The organism is Paraburkholderia polaris (assembly GCF_012927345.1).
GTDB classification, from domain to species: domain Bacteria; phylum Pseudomonadota; class Gammaproteobacteria; order Burkholderiales; family Burkholderiaceae; genus Paraburkholderia; species Paraburkholderia polaris.
The window spans coordinates 151,998-174,425 of sequence record NZ_JABBGJ010000005.1 but is presented as its reverse complement, the minus strand read 5'-3'; the positions used below and the strand labels follow the sequence as shown (position 1 = coordinate 174,425).

Sequence of the window (22,428 nt, the reverse complement as noted above, 5' to 3'; positions counted from 1 at the left end):
GCGCCCGTCTGTCGAGCTAGCAGCATCCCGGCATCCCAACTTTCGAACTTTCTCTATTTCTCCAGCCGCTCTATCAGCCATGGAAAGCAATCGCGCGCCCAGTCAAATTGATGAGCTCGCTGGCAGGCCTGTTCGTGCCGCGGATTATGCGGCCGAGAACCGAGCGCTTGTGGCACTCGCGCGAGTTCAGCCCGGCCCACGCTCCGAATTCCTCCAGGCCATCGCGGATACGGCTCTGTCACTTTGCCATGCTGGTAGCGCTGGAATCAGTCTTGTCGAAGGACCCGACGACGATCGGGTCTTTCGATGGTTCGCAGCGGCTGGACTTTGCGCCGACCTGCGCGGCAAAACAACCACTTGGGACGAGTGTCCGTGCGGAGTGACACTTGAGTCGGGGGCCCCGCAACTTTTCATCAACCCGCAGATCCAGTTCCCTACCCTCCAGTTTCCCGGCGTCAATGTGCCTGAAGGCATTGTCGTTCCAATTCCGGCTGATAACGGAGAGCTTGGGGCCATCTGGGTCATGTCGCATACAGAGGATTGCAGATTCGACCTCGAAGACGTCAGACTGCTCTCGAATCTCGCCGTTTTCGCGGGTTCCGGCCTGACAATTGTCAATGCACGCGACAGCGGTGAAGAAAGCGACCGACGGCACAACGAATTCATCGCCATGCTTAGTCACGAGCTGCGAAATCCAATGACGCCGATCGATGGCGCCATAAGCGCAGCAAAAAGGCTTTGTACCGAGGACGAAAGAGCCGTCGAAGTGCTGACTATCGCGCAACGCCAGATGAGGCATTTGCGCACGCTGGTCGATGACCTGCTCGACGCCGCCCGTCTGAAATATGGCAAGCTCGCTATCAAGCACAGCGACACGTTACTCAGCGACATTGCGTTTGATGCCGTAACAGCCATCAGACATCACGTCGTATCCCGCAGGCACACACTCAAAATCACTGGGCTGGACGAGCCCATCCCCGTGCGTGCCGACCATGTCCGCTTGAGCCAGGTGCTGGGCAACCTCCTTTCGAACGCGGCGAAATACACACCTGCCGGAGGCACCATCGAGCTCAACGTCCGCGTCGAGCCAAACAACTCGCGCGAAGGAGCGCCCGGGCTGATTGTTATTGACGTCACTGACAATGGCATGGGCATCGATAGCGCGGTCCAGCCGCACGTCTTCGAGCTATTCGCGCAGTCTGCCCGCGACCAGGCGCGCTCCGAAGGAGGCTTGGGAATAGGGCTCGCTGTGGCAAAGCGGATGGTCGAGCTTCACTATGGAACCATCTCCATCAAAAGTGAAGGCTCGGGCAAAGGCACGGTTGTGACACTCCGCTTGCCGATAGGCCGGATGACAGCGGATACGGACGTGGGCGCTCCGAGCGCGACCGCTGCGTCTCCCGAGCCGGCACGTCTCCTGCTCGTTGACGACAATCAAGATGCACTCAGCGCGCTGAGCATTTTGCTCGAGCTTGAGGGTCACGAGGTAACAACGTCGGACAACGGGCGCGATGCCATACGGCTGATGTACGAAAAGCGCCCTGAGGTCGCAATTATCGATGTCGGCATGCCGGAGATGGATGGCTTTGAGGTTGCGCGAACCGTTCGGCTTGAACGAGGACTCGACGACATCCTGCTCGTGGCGCTTACCGGCTATGCATCCGAATCCGACAAATCAAGGGCTCTGGCTGCCGGTTTCGATTTTCATCTGACCAAACCCCTTTCGCTAGATAAGCTTCAGTACATCCTGGCGAATCGCGCCGACGGCAAGTTGCGGGGCATTGTCTAAAGCACGATTCTCTAAAGAGTTGGGCCCAACTCTTGCGCAACTTTTGACACGACGCCCGCTTGCGATTCGGCGCTTTGCAAAAGAAGCGCGATTCTCGACCTCCACGCCGGCGCAATTTTCCCGTGCGGTCTGATCGCACGTACTTGAGGAGCAGACAATGGAACCGACGAAAGGGGAAGGAACGCTACGGGAAGTCGCCGGCGACGTGCAGCAAGCCGCGGGGGATCTGCTGCACGATGCCAGTGCGCAAGTTAGCGGAACGGCGAAGGAATTGAGTGGCAAAGCGCAGCAACTCTATGCCGACTTTGCAGAGGTCGTACGCGAATCTACGGTAGAGCGGCCGTTCACGGCGCTGGCGATTGCCGCCGGCGTGGGCTTCGTTCTCGGCGTGTTACGCACAGTAATTCGCTCCAGGCCCGACAACGTCCGCCGCGATTGGAGAGATCGGGAGTAAGGCTCTTCGCGTCTCGCCTTCGACGAGACCGAAGAGGTGCAGACGGCAAGCACCCGGGCCGCCACGGCATTTCCGCAACAAGCAAGCCCAGAGGAGTCCCGGAATGTCCATGCGTTCGAAAGTCACGAAGTGGAGAAACGTCGGCAGGTTCTGCCTCGAGCGAGCGACCGATTACGGCGAACTCTTCGGTGTCGAACTTGAGCAGACCAGGAAATGTCTGGTCCGCGAGTTAAGCGCACTCGTCGCCCTAGCCGTCGCTAGCCTTTTCACACTTTCGTTTGTGTGCATTGCAATCATCGCAACGGCCTGGCGGACGCCTTATTTTCTTCAGGTGGTTTGGGGCGTTGCCGCGATGTGGCTGGTAGTGTCCGTTGCCTCCCTGCTCATCGTGCGCTCCCAGAAGCCAGGACGATCGCTTCATGTTCTGCAGAGAGAGATTCGGAGCGACCTCGACACCTTGAAGGAGGCACTCAAATGAACCGGGCACTGAACGATAAGGAAGCCGAGCTCGCTATTTTGCAGCGCATGGCCACATCACGCGCAGCGTTGCTCGCAGCGAACAGCACGCCACCATCGGTCCGGGCCGTACATGGGCAGACGTGGTCTCCCGCAGCCAACCTGATCGCGTTGCTGGCAGATGCACCGCGCGTCACGCTGATGCTAGCGTTATGCGTCGGCGCAATCGTGCTCGGACCTCGTCGGACGATTGTCATTGCCAGCCGCTCCGGAATGGCAGCGTGGCTAGGTGGCACTGTTCGGAAAGTGATCACGAGCACTACGACTCAGTCGACCGGTGACGTCGAAATTACCGCTCCGGTGGAATTACCTCTGGCGGATCGCCAACCGGATCCGGTGAGCCGTTTGGCGCAATAGGATCGGGATCGCTAACAGGCGGTGGTGGCGGATCCGGATCCACCTCGGGCGGCGTCGGCGTATGAGCCAGGCCGCCGGAATGACCGAACAGATTCGCTATGCGCATGGTGATGTCCTCACGAGTCGGAGATACCTCACGCAGCATATGCCGTGCCGACAGGTTGCCGAGGCGATATCCCCGTCCGTACCGTCACCCAAGCCATGCACGGAATTCATCCTGCTTTAAGCGTATCAAAGCCGCAGCAGTTCATCTTTCATCCACTCGTGGACGGCCCGACTCAGTTCCTGCTGTGACAGGTCCAAAGGAGAGAATGCGGGGCCGACAACCACACGAATTTGTCCACGGCCGCTGGGCCAGCCTTTCGCCGGCCAGACTTTGCCCGCGTTGAGAACCACAGGAACAGCAGGTACGCCAGTCGCGCAAGCCAATCGAACGCCTCCCGATGTCATCCTCAGCGGAGCATCGTGCGGCACCCGGGTCCCCTCCGGGAAAATGACGACGACATCGCCCTTCGCCAGCCTCTCAGCGCTTTCCTGCGTCACCGCCTGATGAGCCTGTCGAGCGGAGCCGCGGTTCAGGCTAACCATATCGAGGCCACGCAGCACCCATCCAAAAAAGGGAATGCGAAGAAGCTCCTCTTTGAAAACAAAACTGATGCGCCGGGGAAAAAGTGCAAGAAATGCGAGTGTTTCCCAGGTCGATTCGTGACGGCACAGTAGTATCGCTGGCCCTTCAGGAATATGTTCAAGCCCTTCTACCGAACATGAGACCCCCGGCAGCCAGCGCATCACCGCCACCAGCGCACGACACCATTGTTTTGCCAACCAGTATCGTCCAGCCCTGCCGACGAAAGGAAACAGGAGCAGTATGGCCATTGAATACAGCGTCCCGCTACCGAGAACGTATACGATGAACAGCCATTTAGTAAAAATCGAGCGCATCGGGGCCTATTCAGATTGGTTTGCGGCGGAGCATTTCACCGTTGACGGGTGAGACTATGCCATGAACGATGCGTTCGTCCCCCAGACCGAAATCGGCAACGCCGCACCGCGATGTCGGCGAGTGAGGCGCGAATGGCAAGACGCACCCGAATAGTGGCAACGAAACCCGACGTTCAACCGAACGCCAACCACCTCCTACCAAGTACGCAATGAACGAACATACCGCGATGGACGACCGATTTGACAGGCGAGAACTTCTGCTTCATCTCGGCGACGTGCTCGAAGCTTTGAACTGTTTAGCCGGGACAAGCAGGCCGACCGCATCGGTGGCGCACCTTATCCAGGAAGAGGATTCATTACAGCACTTCGAGTTTCTCCGGGCGCTGGCGCCAAAAATGACAGTAGCCGAATTCACCAGACACGTCGCCAGCGCGTTCGCCCTCTGGCCAAGGGCGCTGCTCGAGGCGGAGCTCAACCGGGACGCATTGGCGTCAACCGTTGAGCACAACCTTTTCGACGGTAACCCTGACGGCTGGGACGTGTATATCAGCCACGTCCAGAAGAAAGTGAAGTGGTTTGGGACCGGGATTTCGAATGTTAAAAAACACGCGCTGGCTGAGCCGTCGCACGATGCCACCGATAAGGCTAGGCCAGTCGAGGCGCCGGTCGCGGCCGTGCCGCCCGTGAAGGCAGATGTGCGCAACGAGAAGAGAGGCTGGCCTTGGCCGGAGCCGAAGCCGAAGTCGTGACGCTTGCAGCGCGTGCCGAATACAGGGAGAACATCTCCGACTCAGGCTTGACGGTTGCGAAAGTGGCGGAGGCTTCGGATATGTCTAATCGCCGGGCGTCAAATGCGACGTGAGCGACTCCGAAGTCTCCACCGTCAGCATCGTCATCGCCCGGTGCAAAGCCTTTGCCTGGTCAGCCGACAGACATGCACCCGGCTCGCGCGTGATTGACGCGCCACCACTAGTCAATACACGCCGGACACGCTATCGCCTCCGCTGCCACCTTCTGCTCGCGCCGCCCGAAACTCGCGAGTGCCGCGAGTCCCAGCAGCGCCAAACCGCTGCCGAAGCGAAAGTCCGCGGAAATGCCGACATGGTCGACCACAACGCCACCAATGAGCGATCCCAGCGCAATGGCAACCTGAATGATGCTGACAAACAGCGCCGAGCCCGCCTCCGGCGAATCCGGCATTGCGCGTTGAATCCAGATGCTGAAACACAGCGGCAGCGCCCCGAACGACACACCCCACGCGAGTACGAGCGCTGCGACGCCGATCGGCGAATGTTGCAACAACGGCATCGCTAACAGCGCGAACATGAGCAGAGAAACCATCGCGCCAACCGACATTTTCAGGTTACGCGTCACCGTCGATGAAACGGCGAAGTTCGAGAAGAACCCAATAATGCCGAAGCCGAGCAGCAGCCACGTAATCGTCGACATCGTGAAATTCGCGTTACGCAGCAGGAACGGCGTGATGTACGTGTACGATGAGAAATGCGCGCCGAATACGAGCGCCACCATCAACATGCTTCTACGCGGATGCGGGCGGCGCAGCAGCGCCACCAGATCGCGCAGCCGCAATGCGGCGGTCGACGGCAAGGACGGCACGAAGACGAACTGCGCGACGAGCGCAATAGCGACGAGCACGCCGGTTGCCATAAACGAAGCACGCCACGACGCGAAGCTGGCGATGAATGTGCCGAGCGGCACACCGATCACCGTCGCACAAGTCACGCCCGTCAGGATCGTCGCCATGGCTTTGGCCGAATCCTTTGGCTGCACGAGGCGCCCCGATGCAGCCGTCGCCAAGGTCCAGAATCCGCCCAATGCCGCACCGAGCAGCGCGCGCCCGAGCAGCATGAAGAGAAAATCAGGCGCAAAAGCGGAAATCAGATTCGACGCCAGCAGCAAGGCCGTGAGCAACAGAAATACACGCCGGCGATCCATCCGTCCGGCCACCAGCATCAAACCGGGCGCGGAGATGGCGGCAATCACACCCGGCACAGTGACCATCAATCCGGCGGTGCCCGGCATCACGCCCAAATCTGCCGCTATACGCGGCAGCAGTCCAACGGGTAAAAACTCCGTGGTCACGAATGCAAAAGCACCGATTGCAACGGCCACGACAGCGAGCCACGAGCGCAGAGACGACGAGGCGCTATCGACCGGCGAGGCAGCGCTCGCCGGCAGATTATCTTTCATTAACATAGGTTTGTTTGCGAGTAACTAAACAACGGGTGGGATTGGAGCAGCCGCACCGGACTAATTAGTTCACGGACGGCAAATCATGAATAAAAAAGCAGGCGGTATTGGCCTGCTTATGCTTGCGATAGGAAGAGACAGCGGGTGAAAACCTGAACAGAACACACCTTAACATCGTATTAAATCGCCCGCTGACCACTCCGCAAAATTGCAGTTGAGCGTGTGGGTATTCCGACCAGGGTGCCGTGGCGCGAATGGTTAGAGGCGGTGCATGCTGCTCCCCCACCGCCTCCTGAACTGCCGGCCTGCTATTGGCCAAAATAGATCCTGCATTGCGGCCCGGAAGAGCACGGCCGCTCCTGTCGGCCTCCCGCTTCCGTCGCGCCTGCGGCCACACCGCCATAGGAAACGTTCTGCTCCGGTTGAGCGGCCGGCATGATGGTCCGCCCAGTTTCACCAAACGACATGTCGGTGGTGTCTTGCGCTGATTCGTTCGCGTTCTGCATCAACACCTGGCCCGACACGGCTTCGCCTGGGTGGTTGCCCTGTGCGCCGGCTGTATTCGGCGCCAGAAAGAGAGCGGCGCTTGCCAACGCCATCAATAAACGTAGTTTCATGTCCAGACTCCTCGAATCCGGCGCAGCAGTTCTCATCTCCTTCAAAAAGAATTGATCCGCGAAAAAACGTCATGTCACCAAATCGAACTGACGGACGGGCGAATGCCTATGCGGGACTGCTGCGGCGAGTCACCGAACTAAACGAGTAAATAATTGCCAGACCTGAGACCGATGTCGGGCGTGCACGTATGGTTTGCCGGAATCAGTCGCCATCAGGCTGGAAACGCAGATTATTGCTCCGCTGTTTCGTTATAGGTCGGCCACTCAGGATTTCAAACCCAGCGGTGCGGGCTGTCAGCGGCGTCGGTTGCAGCCCGGTCCGGGACGGACGACAACAAAAATCAGCCACGCTGGCGCGTGCTTTACCCGCACAGTGCGCTATGATGCTGGAATAACCCACAAAATCAGCCCTACGCGAGGCACCGGCGAGAGACGGAGCGTGGGCGTGAGACCGGCGATTCGCAATCAGTGCATCGTCATTACCGGTTTTTCCATAGCGGCCGTCAGGCTTACCAGCCATACCTGCCGCGCGACGGAGCGCTTGGGTATTCATTGATTGGCGCGGCTCGCCGTATAGGCAGCCTCGCCGGGTATATGTAGTAACGCAATTTATGAGGCACCGTTTTTTGACGCTGCCAATGGGATTTCCTTCGATCAATCACCTTACCGCGGGCGGACCCCATTCACATGGGCTCAATGCTTTCGTGGCTTCCCCTTGCAATCTGTAACTGGCAGAACGCCAGACGCTTTAGAAGGACGAATATCTTATGGACGAAAGAAAGCGAGATAGCATGATTGCGTATCTCCGCCATCGCATGGAAGAGTTTGGTATCGAACCAGAAGACCTCGCCGCGGTGCTAGCCGCCGAACCGAAGGGGCAAAAGGCTGAGCGCTACCGCAGCGCAACAGGAGATAGCTGGGACGGCCAGGGTGAGATGCCCCAATGGCTTAAACAGGCAATTAGCGCAGGTCAATCAATCGACCACTTTGAATTATCGGCCACGCCGGCACCCGCCCCCCAGCCGAGAAAACAGGTGGATTGGCTAAACGACCCGTTCGCGGGAAGTCCGCTCGCGCGCCCGCAAAACCGCTAAGCCGTCACATCGTTAAACCGCTAGCGTGAAGGCATAACCCTGACGCATCACCCCTTACTTTTCCGGTGGCAACAACAGGTTCGACACGTTGGTCGACGCGGGCGTGCTCGCGCCACTTACGCTGGCGAAGAGCAGTTGCGCGCCAACGGTTTGCATCCAGACGACTGAGCCCACCGTATATCCGGTCAGAGCAACGCAATAACGCGTTGCATCTTAAGGGGCCGGTCATGAAAGGAAAATTGGTTTTTGCTGCGGCTGCTTTGTCGATTGCCACCTCCAGCGTATTCGCTGCAGGTGAAACCGTCGTGGTAGGCGGACAGGCGATGTACCCCAGCAAGGACATCGTCGACAACGCGGTCAACTCCGCGGATCACACTACGCTCGTTGCCGCGGTCAAAGCGGCGGGTCTCGTCGATACGCTCAAGGGTTCGGGCCCGTTCACCGTTTTCGCGCCAACCAACGAAGCGTTTGCGGCATTGCCGGCCGGCACGGTCGACACGCTCGTCAAGCCTGAAAACAAGGCAACGCTCACCAGTATTCTCACCTATCACGTGCTTCCCGGCCGTTACGACTTCAGCAAGCTGGATATGGCGATCAAGGCTGGCGGCGGCAAGGCGTCTATCAAGACGGTCAACGGCGAGCTGCTCACCTTCACGGAAAACGGGCCGCGCAATATCGTCGTCGCCGACGCAGCGGGCCACACCGCGGACATCTCCACCTATGACGTCTACCAAAGCAACGGCGTCATCATGGTGGTCGACAAAGTGCTGATGCCGAAGTGATGGGCAGCGACCCTAATGGACCTAATGGACCCTAATGCCTGATGAGTTCGCAAGGAGAAATATCATGCGCAATTCCACGCTTAAAATCATGCTCGCTAGCGCCGTTCTTTCAATGGCTTGTGGTGGGGCGTTCGCACAAGGTGGCGGCAACGGTCAGGGTGGCACGGGTGGCGGCAATGCGCACAGCGCCGCGACAGCAGGCCTCACGTATCACGGCGACCCGGCCACGAGCCCGATGGCAATGTGGCCCGGAAACCCGTCAAAAATGATGGATTCGGGCAGCACCGACATGCACTCGATGTCGTCCAGCGACGCAATGAATCCCCCGAAAACCGAGCAGTGAATCGCCCCCCATTGCGCGTCAGGCGTCGCTCAGCCGGTTGACGCGCCGGGGCCGCTCACACGCCGCACTGTATGACGGGGCTCGTTGAGCCGCTCATTGATGCGCACGATGCGTCGCGGGTGCAAGCCGGTGCCGCCGCATACTGCGGCAATTCGATAAACGTGCTGACCTGCCGCACGATTTGCCAGAACACCTTTTCAAACAAACGGACTTGCTCCGGCTCGGCTATGCCGTCCGTGAGCGGATCGGCAAAGATCCAGCTAAACGACGACGGCTCTCCGGGAAAGAGCGGCGCATGATGCCCGGCGACGCATTCGTCCATGGCGATGACGAGGTCCATCCGCGGCGCCCATTCGCCGGTGAATTCCAGCCAGCTTTTTGGGCTGAGCACCCCGAGGTCCGATATACCCGGCCGCAATTGCGCGATCGCAATGGGATGAACCCGCGGGGCCGGCTCCGGGCCCGCGCTGAATGCGTCGAACCGGTGTCCAGCCAGTTCGCGCAGTAAAGCTTCGGCGATGATGCTGCGTGCTGAATTCTCGCGACAGAGAAACAGCACCTTGTATTTTCTGGTCACGCTCACCCCGTACCCTTGTTTTTTTAGCTCTTTGTGTCATTTTGCCAGCCTGGTCTTGCGCCCCCGTGACACTACGATGACTTAATTTGTTGCGCCACGAGAATTTTCACCAGGGCGGGCAATCCACGGGCATCGCGCATTGCATTTGCGGCGAAGTGAAGCAGCGCGAAGTCGAATCTTTCATTCTACTGTCAGCCGCGCGCCGACCACGCGGCTTCAGTGGCGCATGGGTGGCGCCTGGGTGCCGCGTGAATAATCGCTTTAGTACCGCGTCAATACCCCTTTAATGCCGCCGCGCTTCATTTCGGCGTTCGGACGACACAGGTCGCGGACGCATGTTTGATTCTGGAAGCGGATATCCACCCACTGAAGGCCGCTCCCCATATCAATTCGGTCTACGTCTCGGGTCTACCGGCCAAATCGTCTATTCAAAACCGCAAACCGTTCAGGAACTGAAACCAGAGTCCCCCCAGTGCGCCGGCCGGGTGGGCATCGCTTGCACTTTCTTCGCGCTTGCTCTGGTTGCCGTGATTAGCCGGCGCGCCACGATTGGCGGCGTCGGCGTTCACGGCAGTCGCCTCGGCCTCGGCTGACACGTCAGGGACGTCCGCCGCTTTTGCAGCCGCCTCCGCAGCAGCCTCCGCCTTCTCCGCCTCGCGCCGCGACGCCTGCAAGGCCGACACACTGTCGGCGATCTGCGCCGCCCGCCGCGCTTCGCATCGACGTCCTAGCAGCACGCCGAACAGCACATCGCGATTGTGACCTTCGTCAGCGAAACGCATAGCGAGCGACACCATTTCGGCGTAAGCCGCTTCGTCCGCAGCGCGCGCCGCCGCCTCGCGTTCGGCTTGGGCCTTTTGCTGGCGCGCACGCTGCGCTTCCCAGCCGCGCATCTGTTCGGTATAGACCGCGTCGTACACCTTGCGCTGCGCGGCGTCGGAGAGGATCGCGTATGCGTCCTTGATTTCCTGGAAGGTGGCGCGCGCCACTTCTTCGGCACCGCTGTTGCGATCCGGATGCCATTTCATCGCGGCCTTGCGGTAGGCCCGCTTGATTTCTTCGTCCGTGGCGTGCATGGGCACACCGAGCGTGTCATATAGAGTTGTCATTGCTTGCTCGACCTCGCCGGGAATTGCTTCGCGGACCATCGTAGCATGCGAAAACCGGCTTTATCGTGAAGCGGCCAGCGCTTACGCCACTGAAAGGCCAGACGAAAAAAAGGCCTCGCCACTGGCGTAGCGAGGCCAAATCCCATGTCAAGGAGATGTCATGGAGGAGACGACTCGATCATAGCCGTGCGTTATCGCGCCCCCAAACAATGGTTCGCCATATGCTTATCCGGCGCGGCTGCAACTGCATTGCACCGGGCAGCGCATCTGCTTCGAAGCCCGCCAGGCAACCCACCGGACCGCCAATAACCCCGCGCGGTTATATCGTTAGAACAAAAAGTCGCTTCGCCCGGGTCGCGGCGGTCATTAAGATGACACTTCAAAGTCCGGTTCGCCCCGGTTCATCTGCGCGCAGCCCCGCGCCAGTGTCCCGTGAGCCGCTACCGAAGGAGCATTTCGTTGACCAGTTTCGATCATCAGCGCCGGCCACTCGTCATCGGCATCGGCGGCACGACACGCGCGGCGTCGTCGACCGAGCGCGCGCTCGGCTTTGCGCTGCGTGGCGCGGAAGCCGCGGGCGCGAACACCCGCCTGTTTGGCGGCACCTTCCTGCATAGCCTGCCCCACTACGCACCGGAAAACCCTCAACGCACCGACGAACAGTTGGAACTGATCGAGGCCGTGCGCCACGCGGACGCGTTGATCATCGCGACGCCCGGCTATCACGGCGGCGTCTCGGGCCTCGTCAAGAACGCGTTGGACACGCTCGAGGAGTTGCGCGCCGACGAGCGGCCGTATCTGGACGGCCGCGCGGTCGGCTGTATCGTCACCGCTTATGGCTGGCAAGCTGCCGGCTCGGTGCTGACGTCACTGCGTTCGATCGTCCACGCGTTGCGCGGCTGGCCGACGCCGTTCGGCGCCGGGATCAACACGCTGGAAACGCGCTTCGACACCGTCGACACCTGTTCCGACGCCAAAGTTGTCGATCAGCTCGCCACGGTCGGCCAGCAGGCCGCGCAATTCGCCCTGGCGTTCAACGCGCATCGCACACCGGCGGCCGCGCCGCTCGGCAATCCAGCCAAGGAAGCGCAACCCGCCCGCTTGCTGCACGCGGTTTAAGCGCGAATCGTATGACATCGTGGACCGCGGCTTGCGGTCCACGACCCCTCCTGACCGGCCGGTTTCCTCGACGCGCCGCGCCTGCTCCGCTCCAAACCGTGCGCCACATAACAGACCATCCACCAACAAGGCTGGATAGTGTTCTTCACGCTCAGCAACTAAGGTCCGATCCGGCCTCCTGAAGACCGTTCCCGAACCTCGCTGATTTGCTTACGACGAAAGATTGGTTCACCCGCTGCGTGGCGCGGCCTACGCTTGATCCTGCCCGCTCACCACCGGTTGCCTGACGCACAGGGTTGCGTCCCGCGTGCCGGCTCTTTAGCAACACACTCGGGCACACTGACTGCCACGACCATGAATTCACATATCCGCTACAAAGGCTACGAAGTCGCACCGGCCGCGCAACGACTGCCCAACGGCCTGTTCGCCGCCAACCTGACCATCGAGAAAACCACTGCAAGCCAGGGTCAGGCCTACTCGTTCGACGCACTCGATTACTTCTTCGACGAAGAACACGCGCTCGCCTATGCGTTCCGCTGGGGACGCATGTGGATCGACAGTCACCAGTAACGTAACGCCGGCAGGCGCATCCGATAGCGCCCAGGCAGTCACCCCAGTCGCGCGCGCAGAACCCGGAAGGCAACGCGCGCTACTGACCGGCACCCCGGCAAACGCATCTCAGGCAAACGCAGGTCACCTTGCGCCATTTGGCGTCGATTTTTAAACGGCTGTGCCAGAATAGGCGACACTTCAGTTCAAGGAGACGCCTGCAATGACATGGCCCGTCGATGAACAGCTGGCCCTAACCGCCACGGAAGCGGTCGCCGCGATCCAGTCCGGGCGCCTCAAAGCCGCCGACTACGTGGCCACGCTGCTGGCGCGCGCGGCATCGCTCTCGAGCCTCAATGCGCTCACCACGCTCGACCTCGATGGCGCGCTGGCCGCGGCGCAGCGCATCGATGCGTTGCCGCCCGAAGCGAAAGCGCAATTGCCGCTTGCCGGTTTGCCCATCGTCGTGAAGGACAACATCAACACGGCCGGCTTGCAGACCTCGGCAGGCACACCCGCTCTCGAGGGCTTCGTGCCGAAGACGAACGCGCCGTCGGTACAACGGCTTCGCGATGCCGGCGCGGTCGTACTCGGCAAAGCCAACATGCACGAACTCGCGTTCGGCATCACCAGCACGAACCTCGCCACGCATGCCGGGCCGGTGCGCAATCCGTACGCCCCCTCCCTGATCCCTGGCGGTTCCTCGGGCGGTACTGCCGCCGCGATCGCCGCGCGCATTGTGCCCGCCGGCCTCGGGACCGACACCGGCGGCTCGACCCGCATTCCGGCCGCATTGACGGGCATCGCGGGGTTTCGTCCGTCGGTTGGTAACGGCGGCGCCGAGCGGCGCTATCACGACCCGAATGCTGTCGTGCCGATCAGCCATACACGCGACACCGTAGGTCCGATGGCGCGCACGGTCGCCGATATCGCTTTGCTCGACGGCGTGATCACCGGAGCTGGACCGTTGCCCGTGCTCACCTTGAACGGCTTGCGCATCGGCTTGCCCGCGCCGCTCTGGGAAGGACTCGAAAGGCAGGTGGAAGATGTCGCGCGCGCCGCCTTGCGCCGGCTCGAAGCAGCGGGCGTCACCTTCGTGCCCGTCGCGATGAACGAACTGGAAAACCTGAACGGCCTGGTGGGTGGTCCAATTGCGATCCATGAGCCGCGCGAAGACGTGCTCGCCTGGCTCATCGTCAATGATGCGCCGGTCAAGAGCGTGGCTGAAATGGCGGCCCGCATCGCGAGTCCGGACGTGCGCGCGATCTACGACGGCGTACTCGCCGACGTGCTCGGCGCCCAATACGACGCGGCACTGCTGCAATGGCGGCCGCGCTTGCAGCAGTATGTCGCGGCGACTTTCGCCGATGAGCGTCTCGACGCGCTGCTGTTCCCGACCACGCGTCTCGTCGCGGTGCCGATCGACGAGCTGAACGGCTCGTCGACGGTATCGATCGATGGCGCCCCGTCGATCGATACGATGGACGCGTTCCTGCGCAATACGGATCCGGCTAGCACGTCCGGCATTCCGGGCTTGTCGCTGGCGGCAGGGATGAGCGCCAGCGGCTTGCCGGTCGGCCTGGAACTGGATGGACCGCTCGGCGAGGACCGGCGGCTACTGGCGATCGGCGTCGCGTTTGAACAATTGCTCGGCGTGCTGCCGGCGCCGGTGCTCTGACGGCTTTAAAGATGCCGTCGAAGGCGTCATTGAAGATGCCGTCGAAACCTCCAATAAAAAAGTACCAATCCGCATGCCGATGACACTGCGAAAACCAACCCGCCTTCGGCAAACCATTCTGCGCACCGCTGCCGCCTTGGCGGTCGCCCTCACCGCCACTGCCTGCGCGCGCCTTGCCGCAGTCGATTCGAACGCGCTCTGGAAGATCGTCGATTTGCGCTGTGTGCCGTCGCAACAGGCCACCGGCACGCCGGGCCAGTGCACGACCGTCGACCTCGAGAAACGCTATGTGATCCTGAAGGACATCGTCGGCCGCTCGCAGCATCTGCTGATTCCAACCGACCGTGTCACCGGCATAGAAAGCCCATTCGTACTGGCGCCGAATGCGCAGGACTACTGGGACGACGCGTGGGCATCGCGGCTTTACGTCGAGAAGTCCGTCAAGCGAACCTTGCCCGACAATCAACTCGGCCTCGAGATCAACTCGCAATACCGTCGCTCGCAAAACCAGCTGCATATCCATATCGATTGCATGCACGGCGACGTGAGCGACGCACTCGCGCGTCACGCGAAGGACACACCAGGCGAATGGCGCTGGGATACGCTCGACGGCCAGCGTTACCGGATCATGCGCGTCACCTCGCTCACTCAGGCGAACAACCCGTTTCGCATCGTCGCGCATGACAACCTGGACAGCCAGGCGATGGCCATGCAAACCATCCTCGTGACCGGTGCGGGGCCATCGGCTGAAAAGGACGGCTGGCTCGTCGTGAATAGTGGCCTGGATATCGACAATGGCAGCGGCACGGCGGAAGGTTTGCTCGATCATGCTTGCCGCGTGGCGGACGGTGGTTGAGCGCCTATTGCGTATTACCCGGATGGGATCCGCGAGGGCCTTGCAAGGCGTTCTGAGTGCCAGGTGATTTTTAGGCGATCGCGGCTTGGCGCTGCGTAAGGGCCGGCGACGTGCCCCCCCGCTTTTGCACATATGCGCAGATGCATTGCTGAACAAAATGGTTCTAGTCGCGTGAATTGGTCCGTAGGATCGGTCTAAACCTGCATTCCGACCGATCCAGCCGATGGCGATTTACCTCGACGACACGCAACGCAACGTACTCGCCCGCGAGGCTGCAAGCTGGACATGGCGCACACAATGGCCGACATGGCTGCTGATCGTCACGATCTATGGCGGATGGTTCGGCGTAGCGACACATGCGCGCTCGCTCGGCCTGCCACTGACCACCGCGCTGCTGGCGTTGCTTGGCACGTGGTACATGTCCCTGCAACACGAACTGCTGCACGGTCATCCGACGCGCTCGCCGCTCTTCAACGCACTGTTGGGATTCGCGCCGCTTGCGGTGTGGTTTCCGTATGGCGTCTACCGTGATTCGCATCTTCAGCATCACGACGATCCGCATCTGACGCGCCCAGAGCGCGATCCCGAAAGCTATTTCGTAAGTCGGCGTGTATGGCAGCGCGCGGGTTTCGCGATTCGCGCGCTGCTGACCTTCCGCAATACGTTTGTCGGCCGCCTGCTGGTTGGGCCGGCTTTTGCCATTGCGGCAACGGGCGTGGATGCGCTCGGCAAAATCAAACGCGGCGATTGGCGCGATGTGCCAATGTGGCTCGCGCATCTGGCCGCACTAGCCGCACTGACGGTGTGGCTTCAACGCGTCTGCGGAGTCCCGGCGTGGGCATTTATCGTCGGCGCGGGTTATGGATCGTTGTCGTTGGGCTCGATCCGCTCGTTTCAGGAACATCGCGCGGCACATGCTCACGAGCATCGCACCGTCATCAACGAGGCCGCGTGGTTCTGGCGGTTGCTGTTTCTGAACAACAACTATCATCTGGTTCATCACGACTTGCCGCATGTGCCGTGGTTTGCGCTTCGGGAAGTTTACGAAACGTCCCGCCAGCAATACATAGAACGCTCCGGAGGCTTTCTCGTAGACGGTTACAGCGAATGGGCGAGGCTCTATGCATTCACTCCAGTGACTCATCCGGTGCACGGCGATCTGTCTGACTTCATCCCAATAGATTCGCCTGCATCTGCCAAACTTGCGGCTAAATAACGGGTAAAACCAAGGGGAATCAGGTGATCTGAAGCCCCCCGTGAAACTCACGCACCCGCTGCCCTGGATCGCGCAGATCCAGGAAGTGATCGATGCCTCTCAACAGGTGCTCGCGACCGACGTGATTAGATAGATTCGGGCGCATCGCCGCCGCCTCTCTCCTCGCGCGTTCACTCACGATCACCGTTTGACTAGTGGTCCGACGGGCTGTCCGCGCCCTTACCCCGCGACTTCTTCACTCGGCGCAGCGCCGCTCCGATCTGCCCGCCGACGCCTCGGATAGACGAGCGCATGTACCAGGGCCACCACGCCAGGTGATAGAACCACACGAACGCTGCGCGATACCCCCGGAGCCACTCCCGGCGCATGCCGGTTGAGGGAAAGCTCTCAAGGGAGCGGTGTCCGAGCGCCATCACGCCGATCGTCATCCAGACAACAGCAATCACAAAGGTTGGAACGGACAACGCGCAGGCAGCAATAAACAGTGCGAGCGGCAAGCAGACGGTAAGTGGCGAGCGATTTTTCATGTCCTTCTCGCGCCAGCATAGTCATTTCGATTTTTCAGCTTACAGCATTTCGCGGGGCGCAACCGACCAGGGTTTTTGCCATTTTTAAACCGCTAGGCGCGGATGTCCTTCGAAGGGCTATTCTGCCCTTCGAAAGCCATAGGCTCATTTACAATTGGCTCTCTAGAACACGGAAGCTTCACGCCGCATGCGATCTATTACGCGCATCACACAGCACGCCATTTCGCGTCCGCCACCACGAGCTTCTTCGGAATCAGCTTCAACTCGGTGAAGATATCCGCGACCTGTTGCTGGTAATCAAGCGTGGCTGCATCGATGGGCTGCACGCTATAACTCGCGCGATTCAATGCCAGTTCGAGCGTCGGCGCGTCGAGGCCGACGAGCGGCGATAACTGGCTGGCAACAGCCGGAATATGGTCGCGGCTCCAGCGATCGACCTGATCGAGTTCGGCAAGCAGTTCCCGCAACAGCTGAGGCTGCGCATCGGCAAACTTGCGCGCGGCGAGATAGTACTGCGTATTGCGCACGAGGCCTTCGCCATTGACGATCACCCTTGCATTGGCCTGTCGCTCGATAGCGGCCAGATACGGATCCCAGATCACCCAGGCATCGATGCTGTTCTGCACGAACGCCGCACGCGCGTCCGCAGGCGTCAGAAAAACCGGGGTGATATCAGCATACGAAAGCCCCGCATGCTGCAAAGCCTTGACCAGCAGAAAATGCACATTCGAGCCCCGATTCAGCGCGACCTTCTTGCCGCGCAAATCCGCGACCGAGCGAATCGGCGAATCATGCGGCACGACGATCGCCTCACCCTTGGGTGCCGGCGGTTCGTTGCCGATGTAGACAAAGTCGACACCTGCGGCTTGCGCAAAGATCGGCGGTGTTTCGCCGACTGTCCCGACGTCCACCGCACCCGCGTTCAGGCCTTCGAGAAGTTGTGGCCCAGCGGGGAATTCCAGCCATTGCACTGAAGCGCCCTGCGCGGCCAGGCGTTTCTCGAGCGTGCCGCGCGCTTTCAGAACCACGAAGTTGCCGTATTTCTGAAAGCCGATTCGCAAGATTTTGCCGTTGGACTGTGTCTGGGCATGAGCCCGCTGTGGGGAGAAGAGCGTGCCAGCGGCGAATGTCGCTGCGCTTGCCGCAGCGGCCCTCAATAGGGTGCGCCGGCGTGGATCAGCCAAGCTGAGGCCTGCCAGTGTGTCCGAAAACTCCGATGCGTCGCGAGAAGCCATAAGCCTGCCAGTAGATGGGTTGAGTGGGCCGAATGCCAAATGGATTGAACTTAACGGGAGGCGCGGTGCACGGCAACCAAGCAAAGCTCATAAGGTTATGAGCCCGTCGCGAGCCCGTGATGAACTCGCAGTGAGCGCGCGCTGAGTCTGGCTCAGCGCGCCGCGCGCCGACGCAACGCGTTGCGCTCCAAATGCACCGCACGGATATGGATAGTCGAGAATCTTGGTTCTGCCACAAAGCAGAAACGGCGACACTGGAAGCTCACTCACGGGTAGGGTCTACTGAGATGAGCAAACTCCACTGGCATTTTTCGCCGCAAACCGCCGCGCGGGCCCCGCACGACATCTCGCCGCCTGAGCGCTCGCGCGCATCGCATGGCCGGCTTGCCGCCGTTTTGCTGATCGCCGCGCTGGGCGCGTGCCTCGAGCGCGAAATCTCCGGTCCGGCAGAGGGCAGCATTCTCCCTGCCGCAGCGAAATATTGGCACGCGGCCAAAGCCGTGATCGCTGCGCCCCCGCGTTAGTCGAGTCGATATTCGCGCGCCTCAAATTGATGCCCTTGATCTATGCTATCGGACCGTTAGTGCTGCACGCCCCAACGCCGAACGGTCACGCGCTCGAGCGTATCGAACACCAGATGCTCGATCAGCAAGCCAATCACGATGACCGCGGCCAGCCCTGCGAAAACGCGATCCGTGTATAACTCGTTGCGATTCTGGAAGATATACCAGCCAAGCCCACCACTGCCGGAACTGGCACCGAATACGAGTTCGGCGGCGATCAGCGTGCGCCACGCAAAAGCCCAGCCCACCCGCAAGCCGGCCAGAATCGCCGGCAACGCCGCCGGCACCAGAATTAGCAGCACATGGCGCAGGCCCGTGAGCCCGTAGTTGCGCCCCGTCATACGTAGCGTCGCCGGCACCGATTGAAAACCGGAGTAGGTATTCAGCGCCAGCGGCCACAGTACCGAATGGACCAGCACGAACAGCAGACTGCCGGTACCGAGTCCGAACCAGAGCAACGCGAGCGGCAACAGCGCGATGGAAGGCAACGGGTTGAACATCGCCGTCAGCATCGACAGGACATCACGGCCCAAGCGCGTCGACACGGCAAGCGATGTCAGCAGGAACGCGAGTGCGGCGCCGAGCAGATAGCCGCGCAACAGTACGGACATGGATACAGCCGTTTTCTGCAGCAGCTCGCCGGACCACACGCCTTGGACGAACGCGCTGAACGTCGCCCCGAACGTCGGCAGCAGGAGATCGTTGTCGATCATGCGCGCGGCGATTTCCCAGATTGCGAGTAACACCAGCGCTATGAGTGTCTTGCGCAACCAGCTTTGCGCGAAGATGCGTTTGCCGAGCGGCAACGGCGCCTCCAGCACGAGTTCGCCCAGTGGTTCGAGCGGACGCTCGTACTCCTCGCGAACCGGCGGCAACAAGGTGGCGGGGGAACTCATTGCACGGCCTCCGTCTGCTCGAACAACAGATGATGAATACGCGCGACGCTGCGCTGAAAATCGCTGCGTCCAAAACTATCCTGCGAATACTGATGGCTGTTCAGCTCGGCACGCACACGTCCCGGATGCGGCGACAACAACAGGATACGGTTGCCGACCACCAGCGCCTCTTCGATCGAGTGCGTCACGAACAGCAACGTGAAGTTGACTTCTTCCCACAGACGCAGCAGTTCTTCGTGCATTTTGCGGCGCGTGAGCGCATCGAGCGCGGCGAACGGCTCATCCATCAGCAGCACGCGCGGCTGCATCGCCAGGGCACGGGCAATCGCGACGCGCTGCTTCATGCCGCCCGATAACGTATGCGGATAGGCCTTGGCAAATGACGCGAGCCCGACCTTCTCCAGATAATGCAGCGCACGCTCGTTGGCTTCCGCGCGCGAAAGCTTCTTCGCAACACGCAACGGAAAGGCGACGTTCTGCAGAACCGTCTTCCACGGCGGCAACTGATCGAATTCCTGAAACACGACAATGCGATCGGCACCGGGGCCTCGCACAGTCTGGCCGTCGAGCGAGATACTGCCGGAGGTCGGTTCGATGAATCCGGCCACGGCTTTGAGCAGGGTCGACTTGCCGCAACCCGACGGTCCCAGCAGCACGAAGCGGTCGCCGCCGTAGACATCGAAACTCACGTCATGGGTCGCGCGAACGATCCGCTCGCGCGTGTGGTATTCGAGGTTGACATTCTGGACCGCGAGCAGCCTTTCGCTGGTCGCCGGCGCGGCCTGCTCAGCACCGTTCGGAAATAGCAAGGTAGGATTGGCCACCATCAGATCGCTCCCTGTAAGCCGGCCGCGCAGGTCGATGAATAGCCGGCGATGCGCGAGAAGAAAATCATGCTCAACTGCCTGCCGCGGTTGCCGGGTCGTCGAAGAAATAATCCTTCCATGACTTGGGCTCGTTTTTGATCGCACCGACGCGATACATGAACTGCGCGAGTCCGAACGTGTTCTGCGGTGCGACCTTGAATTGCACCTGCGGATCCTTGATGACCTTTAGCAGCAGATTACGGTCGATCTTCGACTGATTCGTACGGATGTAGATATCGGCTGCGGCATCGGGATTCGCCGAGATAAAGCGTGCGGCATCCGCCAGCGCATCGACGAAGGCGCGGTAGGTTTTCGGATTGTTGTCGCGGAATTTTTCCGTCGCGTACAGGACGGTTGCCGAGCTCGGACCACCCAGCACGTCGTACGAATTCAGCACGATGTGCGCCTTTGGATTGCCGGCGAGTTCCTGCTCTTGAAACGGCGGATTGCCGAAGTGTCCGGTGATTTCCGTGCCGCCCGCGATGATCGCCGCGGCCGCGTCGGGATGCGGCAGCGCCTGCGTGAACTTGTCGAGGCGGTTGTAATCCTTGTCGCCCCAGCGCTTCGCAGCCGCGTATTGCAGCACGCGCGATTGCACCGACACATTGACAGCCGGCACCGCGATGCGGTCCTTCTCGGTGAAGTCGGCGATCGTCTTGACATTGGGATTGTTGCTGACGAGGTAATACGGCACATTACCGAGCGACGCCACGCCCTTCACGTTCTGCTTGCCGTGCGTGCGGTCCCAGATGGTCAGCAAGGGGCCGACGCCCGCACCGGCGATATCCACCGCGCCGGAGAGCAGCGCATCGTTGACGGCGGCGCCGCCCGAGAGCTTCACCCAGTCGACCTTGATGTCGAGCCCCTGCTTACGCCCTTCTTTCTCGACAAACTGCTGGTCACGCGCCACGTTAAGCAGCAAATAGACGACACCGAACTGTTCGGCAATACGGATCTGGCCTTCGGCATGCGCGGGCACGGCTGCGCCGACGCCGGCCATACCCATCGATAAGGTAAGCAGCGTTGCGGTCAAACGACGAGAAAAAGACGACCGTGCAGCGGTCGGGCGAAACCTGGCAAGCATCGGAACTCCGGTCAGCGTGTGATAGTGGTCAAGGCGGGCGAAGTTGCCGTCAGAACGGCACGTCGCCTTCAATTGTTGTGCGATAGAGTTTGCGGCGCAGATGATCTGGCGTGCCGGCCGCAAGATGCATCAATGAGCGGTTATCCCAGAACACCATGTCGTGTTCGGCCCACTGATGCCGGTACAGATGCTCGGGGCGCACGCTATGCGCGAAAATTTCCTCGAGTAATGACTTGCTCTCGTCTTCCGGCAAGCCGATCACGCGGGTCGTGAAATGCTCGCTGACGAAGAGCGCGCGGCGCCCGGTCTCAGGATGCGTGCGCACGATCGGCTGCACCACCGGCTTCACTTGCGCGATCTGCTCCGCCGACAGATTCGGCCGCCACGGGCTGCGCTTTTGCAATTCCGCGTATTTCGCGAGATACGTATGCTCCGCCGAACGCCCTTGCACCGCGCTGCGCAAGTGCTCTGGCAACGTTTCCCACGCGAGGTGCATGTTGGCGAACAGCGTGTCGCCACCTTCCGAAGGCAGTTCCTGCGCGTGCAGCAGCGAACCGAGGCTCGGTTTCTCCTTGTACGACAGATCGGAATGCCAGTAATGACCGGCGTCGCCGAGACCGATCGGCTGGCCGTTCTCGACGATGTTCGAGACGACCAGCACCTCCGGGTAGCCCGGCAACTGGAACTGATGCAGCACGTGAATCTGCAAAGGGCCGAAGCGGCGGCTGAAGGCAACCTGCTGATCCGGCGTGATGCGTTGATCGCGAAACACCAGCACGTGATGGTCCAGATGCGCACGGTGGATGCGTGCGAAATCGTCCTGGCTCAGCGGCTTGCCGAGATCGAGACCCAAAACTTCCGCGCCGACGGGGCCGTCGAAAGCACGAATCTCGATGGGCTGGGTTTGATTGACATGGCCAGCGGAGCTGGCGGTGGTGGGTGCAGAGGCAATCGTCACAGGAAACTCTTCGTCGAATCTGTTCGAAAGACGCCAGCGAGGGCGCAACCAAAAGAATTTACCGGCGCACGCGCGCGACGACAACGAAGC

25 protein-coding genes are annotated in these 22,428 nt (G+C 60.8%); 14 read left to right on the top strand and 11 right to left on the bottom strand.

Translation table 11 applies throughout. The features are described 5' to 3' along the window. Nucleotides 1-79 precede the first annotated feature (79 nt). The 4 genes from HHL24_RS06105 to HHL24_RS43590 all read left to right on the top strand — a co-directional run bounded on the left by HHL24_RS06105 (nt 80) and on the right by HHL24_RS43590 (nt 3,116). The gene (locus HHL24_RS06105) at nt 80-1,789 is read left to right on the top strand and encodes a hybrid sensor histidine kinase/response regulator (RefSeq protein ID WP_169484605.1); all 1,710 of its coding nucleotides are present in this window, start codon (nt 80-82) and stop codon (nt 1,787-1,789) included. A 157-nt stretch (nt 1,790-1,946) separates the two neighbouring features. Further along, on the top strand, nt 1,947-2,243 hold the full coding sequence (locus HHL24_RS06100) for a CsbD family protein (RefSeq protein WP_169484604.1): 297 nt from the start codon (nt 1,947-1,949) through the stop codon (nt 2,241-2,243). 103 nt (nt 2,244-2,346) lie between these two features. Further along, entirely contained in the window at nt 2,347-2,721 is a 375-nt protein-coding gene (locus HHL24_RS06095) for a phage holin family protein (RefSeq protein ID WP_169484603.1), read from the top strand. Beyond that, the gene (locus HHL24_RS43590) at nt 2,718-3,116 is read left to right on the top strand and encodes a hypothetical protein (protein WP_206002733.1); all 399 of its coding nucleotides are present in this window, start codon (nt 2,718-2,720) and stop codon (nt 3,114-3,116) included. The genes HHL24_RS06095 and HHL24_RS43590 overlap by 4 nt, the downstream gene beginning before the upstream one ends. A gap of 231 nt (nt 3,117-3,347) precedes the next feature. Here the strand turns inward: HHL24_RS43590 and HHL24_RS06085 are convergent, their stop codons facing one another. Then, nucleotides 3,348-4,058, bottom strand: coding sequence for a lysophospholipid acyltransferase family protein (locus HHL24_RS06085; RefSeq protein ID WP_169484602.1), 711 nt, complete (start codon nt 4,056-4,058; stop codon nt 3,348-3,350). Between the two features lie 227 nt (nt 4,059-4,285). On the opposite strand from HHL24_RS06085, the gene HHL24_RS06080 reads away from it, so the two are divergent. Beyond that, nucleotides 4,286-4,807 (top strand): hypothetical protein, encoded by a 522-nt coding sequence (locus tag HHL24_RS06080; protein WP_169484708.1) that lies wholly within the window; start codon nt 4,286-4,288, stop codon nt 4,805-4,807. A 220-nt stretch (nt 4,808-5,027) separates the two neighbouring features. Here the strand turns inward: HHL24_RS06080 and HHL24_RS06075 are convergent, their stop codons facing one another. Together HHL24_RS06075 and HHL24_RS06070 are read right to left on the bottom strand one after the other, a co-directional pair. Further along, entirely contained in the window at nt 5,028-6,275 is a 1,248-nt protein-coding gene (locus HHL24_RS06075) for an MFS transporter (protein WP_169484601.1), read from the bottom strand. A gap of 302 nt (nt 6,276-6,577) precedes the next feature. After that, nucleotides 6,578-6,886, bottom strand: a complete 309-nt coding sequence (locus HHL24_RS06070; protein WP_169484600.1) for a hypothetical protein — start codon at nt 6,884-6,886, stop codon at nt 6,578-6,580. A gap of 767 nt (nt 6,887-7,653) precedes the next feature. Between HHL24_RS06070 and HHL24_RS06065 the strand changes: the two genes are divergently transcribed. The 3 genes from HHL24_RS06065 (at nt 7,654) to HHL24_RS06055 (ending at nt 9,105) form a co-directional block, all read left to right on the top strand. After that, on the top strand, nt 7,654-7,980 hold the full coding sequence (locus HHL24_RS06065) for an H-NS histone family protein (RefSeq protein WP_169484599.1): 327 nt from the start codon (nt 7,654-7,656) through the stop codon (nt 7,978-7,980). Between the two features lie 227 nt (nt 7,981-8,207). After that, nucleotides 8,208-8,762, top strand: a complete 555-nt coding sequence (locus HHL24_RS06060; RefSeq protein ID WP_169484598.1) for a fasciclin domain-containing protein — start codon at nt 8,208-8,210, stop codon at nt 8,760-8,762. Nucleotides 8,763-8,826: 64 nt separating this feature from the next. Continuing rightward, a complete protein-coding gene (locus HHL24_RS06055; protein WP_169484597.1) occupies nt 8,827-9,105 on the top strand; it encodes a hypothetical protein in 279 nt (92 codons plus the stop codon). Between the two features lie 55 nt (nt 9,106-9,160). Here the strand turns inward: HHL24_RS06055 and HHL24_RS06050 are convergent, their stop codons facing one another. Both HHL24_RS06050 and HHL24_RS06045 read right to left on the bottom strand, forming a co-directional pair. Continuing rightward, nucleotides 9,161-9,682 (bottom strand): arsenate reductase/protein-tyrosine-phosphatase family protein, encoded by a 522-nt coding sequence (locus HHL24_RS06050; protein ID WP_169484596.1) that lies wholly within the window; start codon nt 9,680-9,682, stop codon nt 9,161-9,163. 428 nt (nt 9,683-10,110) lie between these two features. Further along, nucleotides 10,111-10,791 carry a J domain-containing protein gene (locus HHL24_RS06045; RefSeq protein ID WP_169484595.1) on the bottom strand — a complete coding sequence of 227 codons (681 nt, stop codon included), beginning with the start codon at nt 10,789-10,791 and terminating at the stop codon, nt 10,111-10,113. 459 nt (nt 10,792-11,250) lie between these two features. On the opposite strand from HHL24_RS06045, the gene HHL24_RS06040 reads away from it, so the two are divergent. From HHL24_RS06040 to HHL24_RS06020, 5 genes are all read left to right on the top strand, one after another. Further along, nucleotides 11,251-11,910 (top strand): NADPH-dependent FMN reductase, encoded by a 660-nt coding sequence (locus tag HHL24_RS06040; protein ID WP_169484594.1) that lies wholly within the window; start codon nt 11,251-11,253, stop codon nt 11,908-11,910. 354 nt (nt 11,911-12,264) lie between these two features. Continuing rightward, the gene (locus HHL24_RS06035; RefSeq protein WP_169484593.1) at nt 12,265-12,480 is read left to right on the top strand and encodes a transcriptional regulator; all 216 of its coding nucleotides are present in this window, start codon (nt 12,265-12,267) and stop codon (nt 12,478-12,480) included. A gap of 202 nt (nt 12,481-12,682) precedes the next feature. Next, on the top strand, nt 12,683-14,137 hold the full coding sequence (gene iaaH / locus HHL24_RS06030; RefSeq protein WP_169484592.1) for an indoleacetamide hydrolase: 1,455 nt from the start codon (nt 12,683-12,685) through the stop codon (nt 14,135-14,137). Between the two features lie 79 nt (nt 14,138-14,216). Beyond that, on the top strand, nt 14,217-14,993 hold the full coding sequence (locus tag HHL24_RS06025; protein WP_206002732.1) for a CDP-diacylglycerol diphosphatase: 777 nt from the start codon (nt 14,217-14,219) through the stop codon (nt 14,991-14,993). A gap of 223 nt (nt 14,994-15,216) precedes the next feature. Then, nucleotides 15,217-16,209 carry a fatty acid desaturase gene (locus tag HHL24_RS06020; protein WP_169484590.1) on the top strand — a complete coding sequence of 331 codons (993 nt, stop codon included), beginning with the start codon at nt 15,217-15,219 and terminating at the stop codon, nt 16,207-16,209. A 191-nt stretch (nt 16,210-16,400) separates the two neighbouring features. Here the strand turns inward: HHL24_RS06020 and HHL24_RS06015 are convergent, their stop codons facing one another. Together HHL24_RS06015 and HHL24_RS06010 are read right to left on the bottom strand one after the other, a co-directional pair. Continuing rightward, the gene (locus tag HHL24_RS06015) at nt 16,401-16,736 is read right to left on the bottom strand and encodes a hypothetical protein (protein WP_169484589.1); all 336 of its coding nucleotides are present in this window, start codon (nt 16,734-16,736) and stop codon (nt 16,401-16,403) included. A gap of 206 nt (nt 16,737-16,942) precedes the next feature. Beyond that, on the bottom strand, nt 16,943-17,971 hold the full coding sequence (locus HHL24_RS06010) for a sulfonate ABC transporter substrate-binding protein (protein ID WP_169484588.1): 1,029 nt from the start codon (nt 17,969-17,971) through the stop codon (nt 16,943-16,945). A gap of 287 nt (nt 17,972-18,258) precedes the next feature. Between HHL24_RS06010 and HHL24_RS06005 the strand changes: the two genes are divergently transcribed. Beyond that, nucleotides 18,259-18,495: a hypothetical protein gene (locus tag HHL24_RS06005; protein ID WP_169484587.1), complete on the top strand. Its 237-nt coding sequence runs from the start codon at nt 18,259-18,261 to the stop codon at nt 18,493-18,495. Nucleotides 18,496-18,551: 56 nt separating this feature from the next. Here the strand turns inward: HHL24_RS06005 and HHL24_RS06000 are convergent, their stop codons facing one another. From HHL24_RS06000 to HHL24_RS05985, 4 genes are all read right to left on the bottom strand, one after another. Continuing rightward, on the bottom strand, nt 18,552-19,430 hold the full coding sequence (locus tag HHL24_RS06000) for an ABC transporter permease (protein WP_169484586.1): 879 nt from the start codon (nt 19,428-19,430) through the stop codon (nt 18,552-18,554). Further along, nucleotides 19,427-20,257 (bottom strand): ABC transporter ATP-binding protein, encoded by an 831-nt coding sequence (locus HHL24_RS05995; protein WP_169484585.1) that lies wholly within the window; start codon nt 20,255-20,257, stop codon nt 19,427-19,429. The genes HHL24_RS06000 and HHL24_RS05995 overlap by 4 nt, the downstream gene beginning before the upstream one ends. Nucleotides 20,258-20,327: 70 nt before the next feature. Then, on the bottom strand, nt 20,328-21,380 hold the full coding sequence (locus tag HHL24_RS05990; protein ID WP_169484584.1) for an ABC transporter substrate-binding protein: 1,053 nt from the start codon (nt 21,378-21,380) through the stop codon (nt 20,328-20,330). Between the two features lie 49 nt (nt 21,381-21,429). Further along, the gene (locus HHL24_RS05985; protein WP_169484583.1) at nt 21,430-22,338 is read right to left on the bottom strand and encodes a TauD/TfdA dioxygenase family protein; all 909 of its coding nucleotides are present in this window, start codon (nt 22,336-22,338) and stop codon (nt 21,430-21,432) included. Nucleotides 22,339-22,428 lie beyond the last annotated feature (90 nt).

Coding starts and splice junctions, on each gene's coding strand:
- HHL24_RS06105 (WP_169484605.1), top strand. CDS start 80: ATGGAAAGCAATCGCGCGCCCAGTCAAATTGATGAGCTCGCTGGCAGG.
- HHL24_RS06100 (WP_169484604.1), top strand. CDS start 1,947: ATGGAACCGACGAAAGGGGAAGGAACGCTACGGGAAGTCGCCGGCGAC.
- HHL24_RS06095 (WP_169484603.1), top strand. CDS start 2,347: ATGTCCATGCGTTCGAAAGTCACGAAGTGGAGAAACGTCGGCAGGTTC.
- HHL24_RS43590 (WP_206002733.1), top strand. CDS start 2,718: ATGAACCGGGCACTGAACGATAAGGAAGCCGAGCTCGCTATTTTGCAG.
- HHL24_RS06085 (WP_169484602.1), bottom strand. CDS start 4,058: ATGCGCTCGATTTTTACTAAATGGCTGTTCATCGTATACGTTCTCGGT.
- HHL24_RS06080 (WP_169484708.1), top strand. CDS start 4,286: ATGGACGACCGATTTGACAGGCGAGAACTTCTGCTTCATCTCGGCGAC.
- HHL24_RS06075 (WP_169484601.1), bottom strand. CDS start 6,275: ATGTTAATGAAAGATAATCTGCCGGCGAGCGCTGCCTCGCCGGTCGAT.
- HHL24_RS06070 (WP_169484600.1), bottom strand. CDS start 6,886: ATGAAACTACGTTTATTGATGGCGTTGGCAAGCGCCGCTCTCTTTCTG.
- HHL24_RS06065 (WP_169484599.1), top strand. CDS start 7,654: ATGGACGAAAGAAAGCGAGATAGCATGATTGCGTATCTCCGCCATCGC.
- HHL24_RS06060 (WP_169484598.1), top strand. CDS start 8,208: ATGAAAGGAAAATTGGTTTTTGCTGCGGCTGCTTTGTCGATTGCCACC.
- HHL24_RS06055 (WP_169484597.1), top strand. CDS start 8,827: ATGCGCAATTCCACGCTTAAAATCATGCTCGCTAGCGCCGTTCTTTCA.
- HHL24_RS06045 (WP_169484595.1), bottom strand. CDS start 10,791: ATGACAACTCTATATGACACGCTCGGTGTGCCCATGCACGCCACGGAC.
- HHL24_RS06035 (WP_169484593.1), top strand. CDS start 12,265: ATGAATTCACATATCCGCTACAAAGGCTACGAAGTCGCACCGGCCGCG.
- iaaH (WP_169484592.1), top strand. CDS start 12,683: ATGACATGGCCCGTCGATGAACAGCTGGCCCTAACCGCCACGGAAGCG.
- HHL24_RS06025 (WP_206002732.1), top strand. CDS start 14,217: ATGACACTGCGAAAACCAACCCGCCTTCGGCAAACCATTCTGCGCACC.
- HHL24_RS06020 (WP_169484590.1), top strand. CDS start 15,217: ATGGCGATTTACCTCGACGACACGCAACGCAACGTACTCGCCCGCGAG.
- HHL24_RS06015 (WP_169484589.1), bottom strand. CDS start 16,736: ATGAAAAATCGCTCGCCACTTACCGTCTGCTTGCCGCTCGCACTGTTT.
- HHL24_RS06010 (WP_169484588.1), bottom strand. CDS start 17,971: ATGGCTTCTCGCGACGCATCGGAGTTTTCGGACACACTGGCAGGCCTC.
- HHL24_RS06005 (WP_169484587.1), top strand. CDS start 18,259: ATGAGCAAACTCCACTGGCATTTTTCGCCGCAAACCGCCGCGCGGGCC.
- HHL24_RS06000 (WP_169484586.1), bottom strand. CDS start 19,430: ATGAGTTCCCCCGCCACCTTGTTGCCGCCGGTTCGCGAGGAGTACGAG.
- HHL24_RS05995 (WP_169484585.1), bottom strand. CDS start 20,257: ATGGTGGCCAATCCTACCTTGCTATTTCCGAACGGTGCTGAGCAGGCC.
- HHL24_RS05990 (WP_169484584.1), bottom strand. CDS start 21,380: ATGCTTGCCAGGTTTCGCCCGACCGCTGCACGGTCGTCTTTTTCTCGT.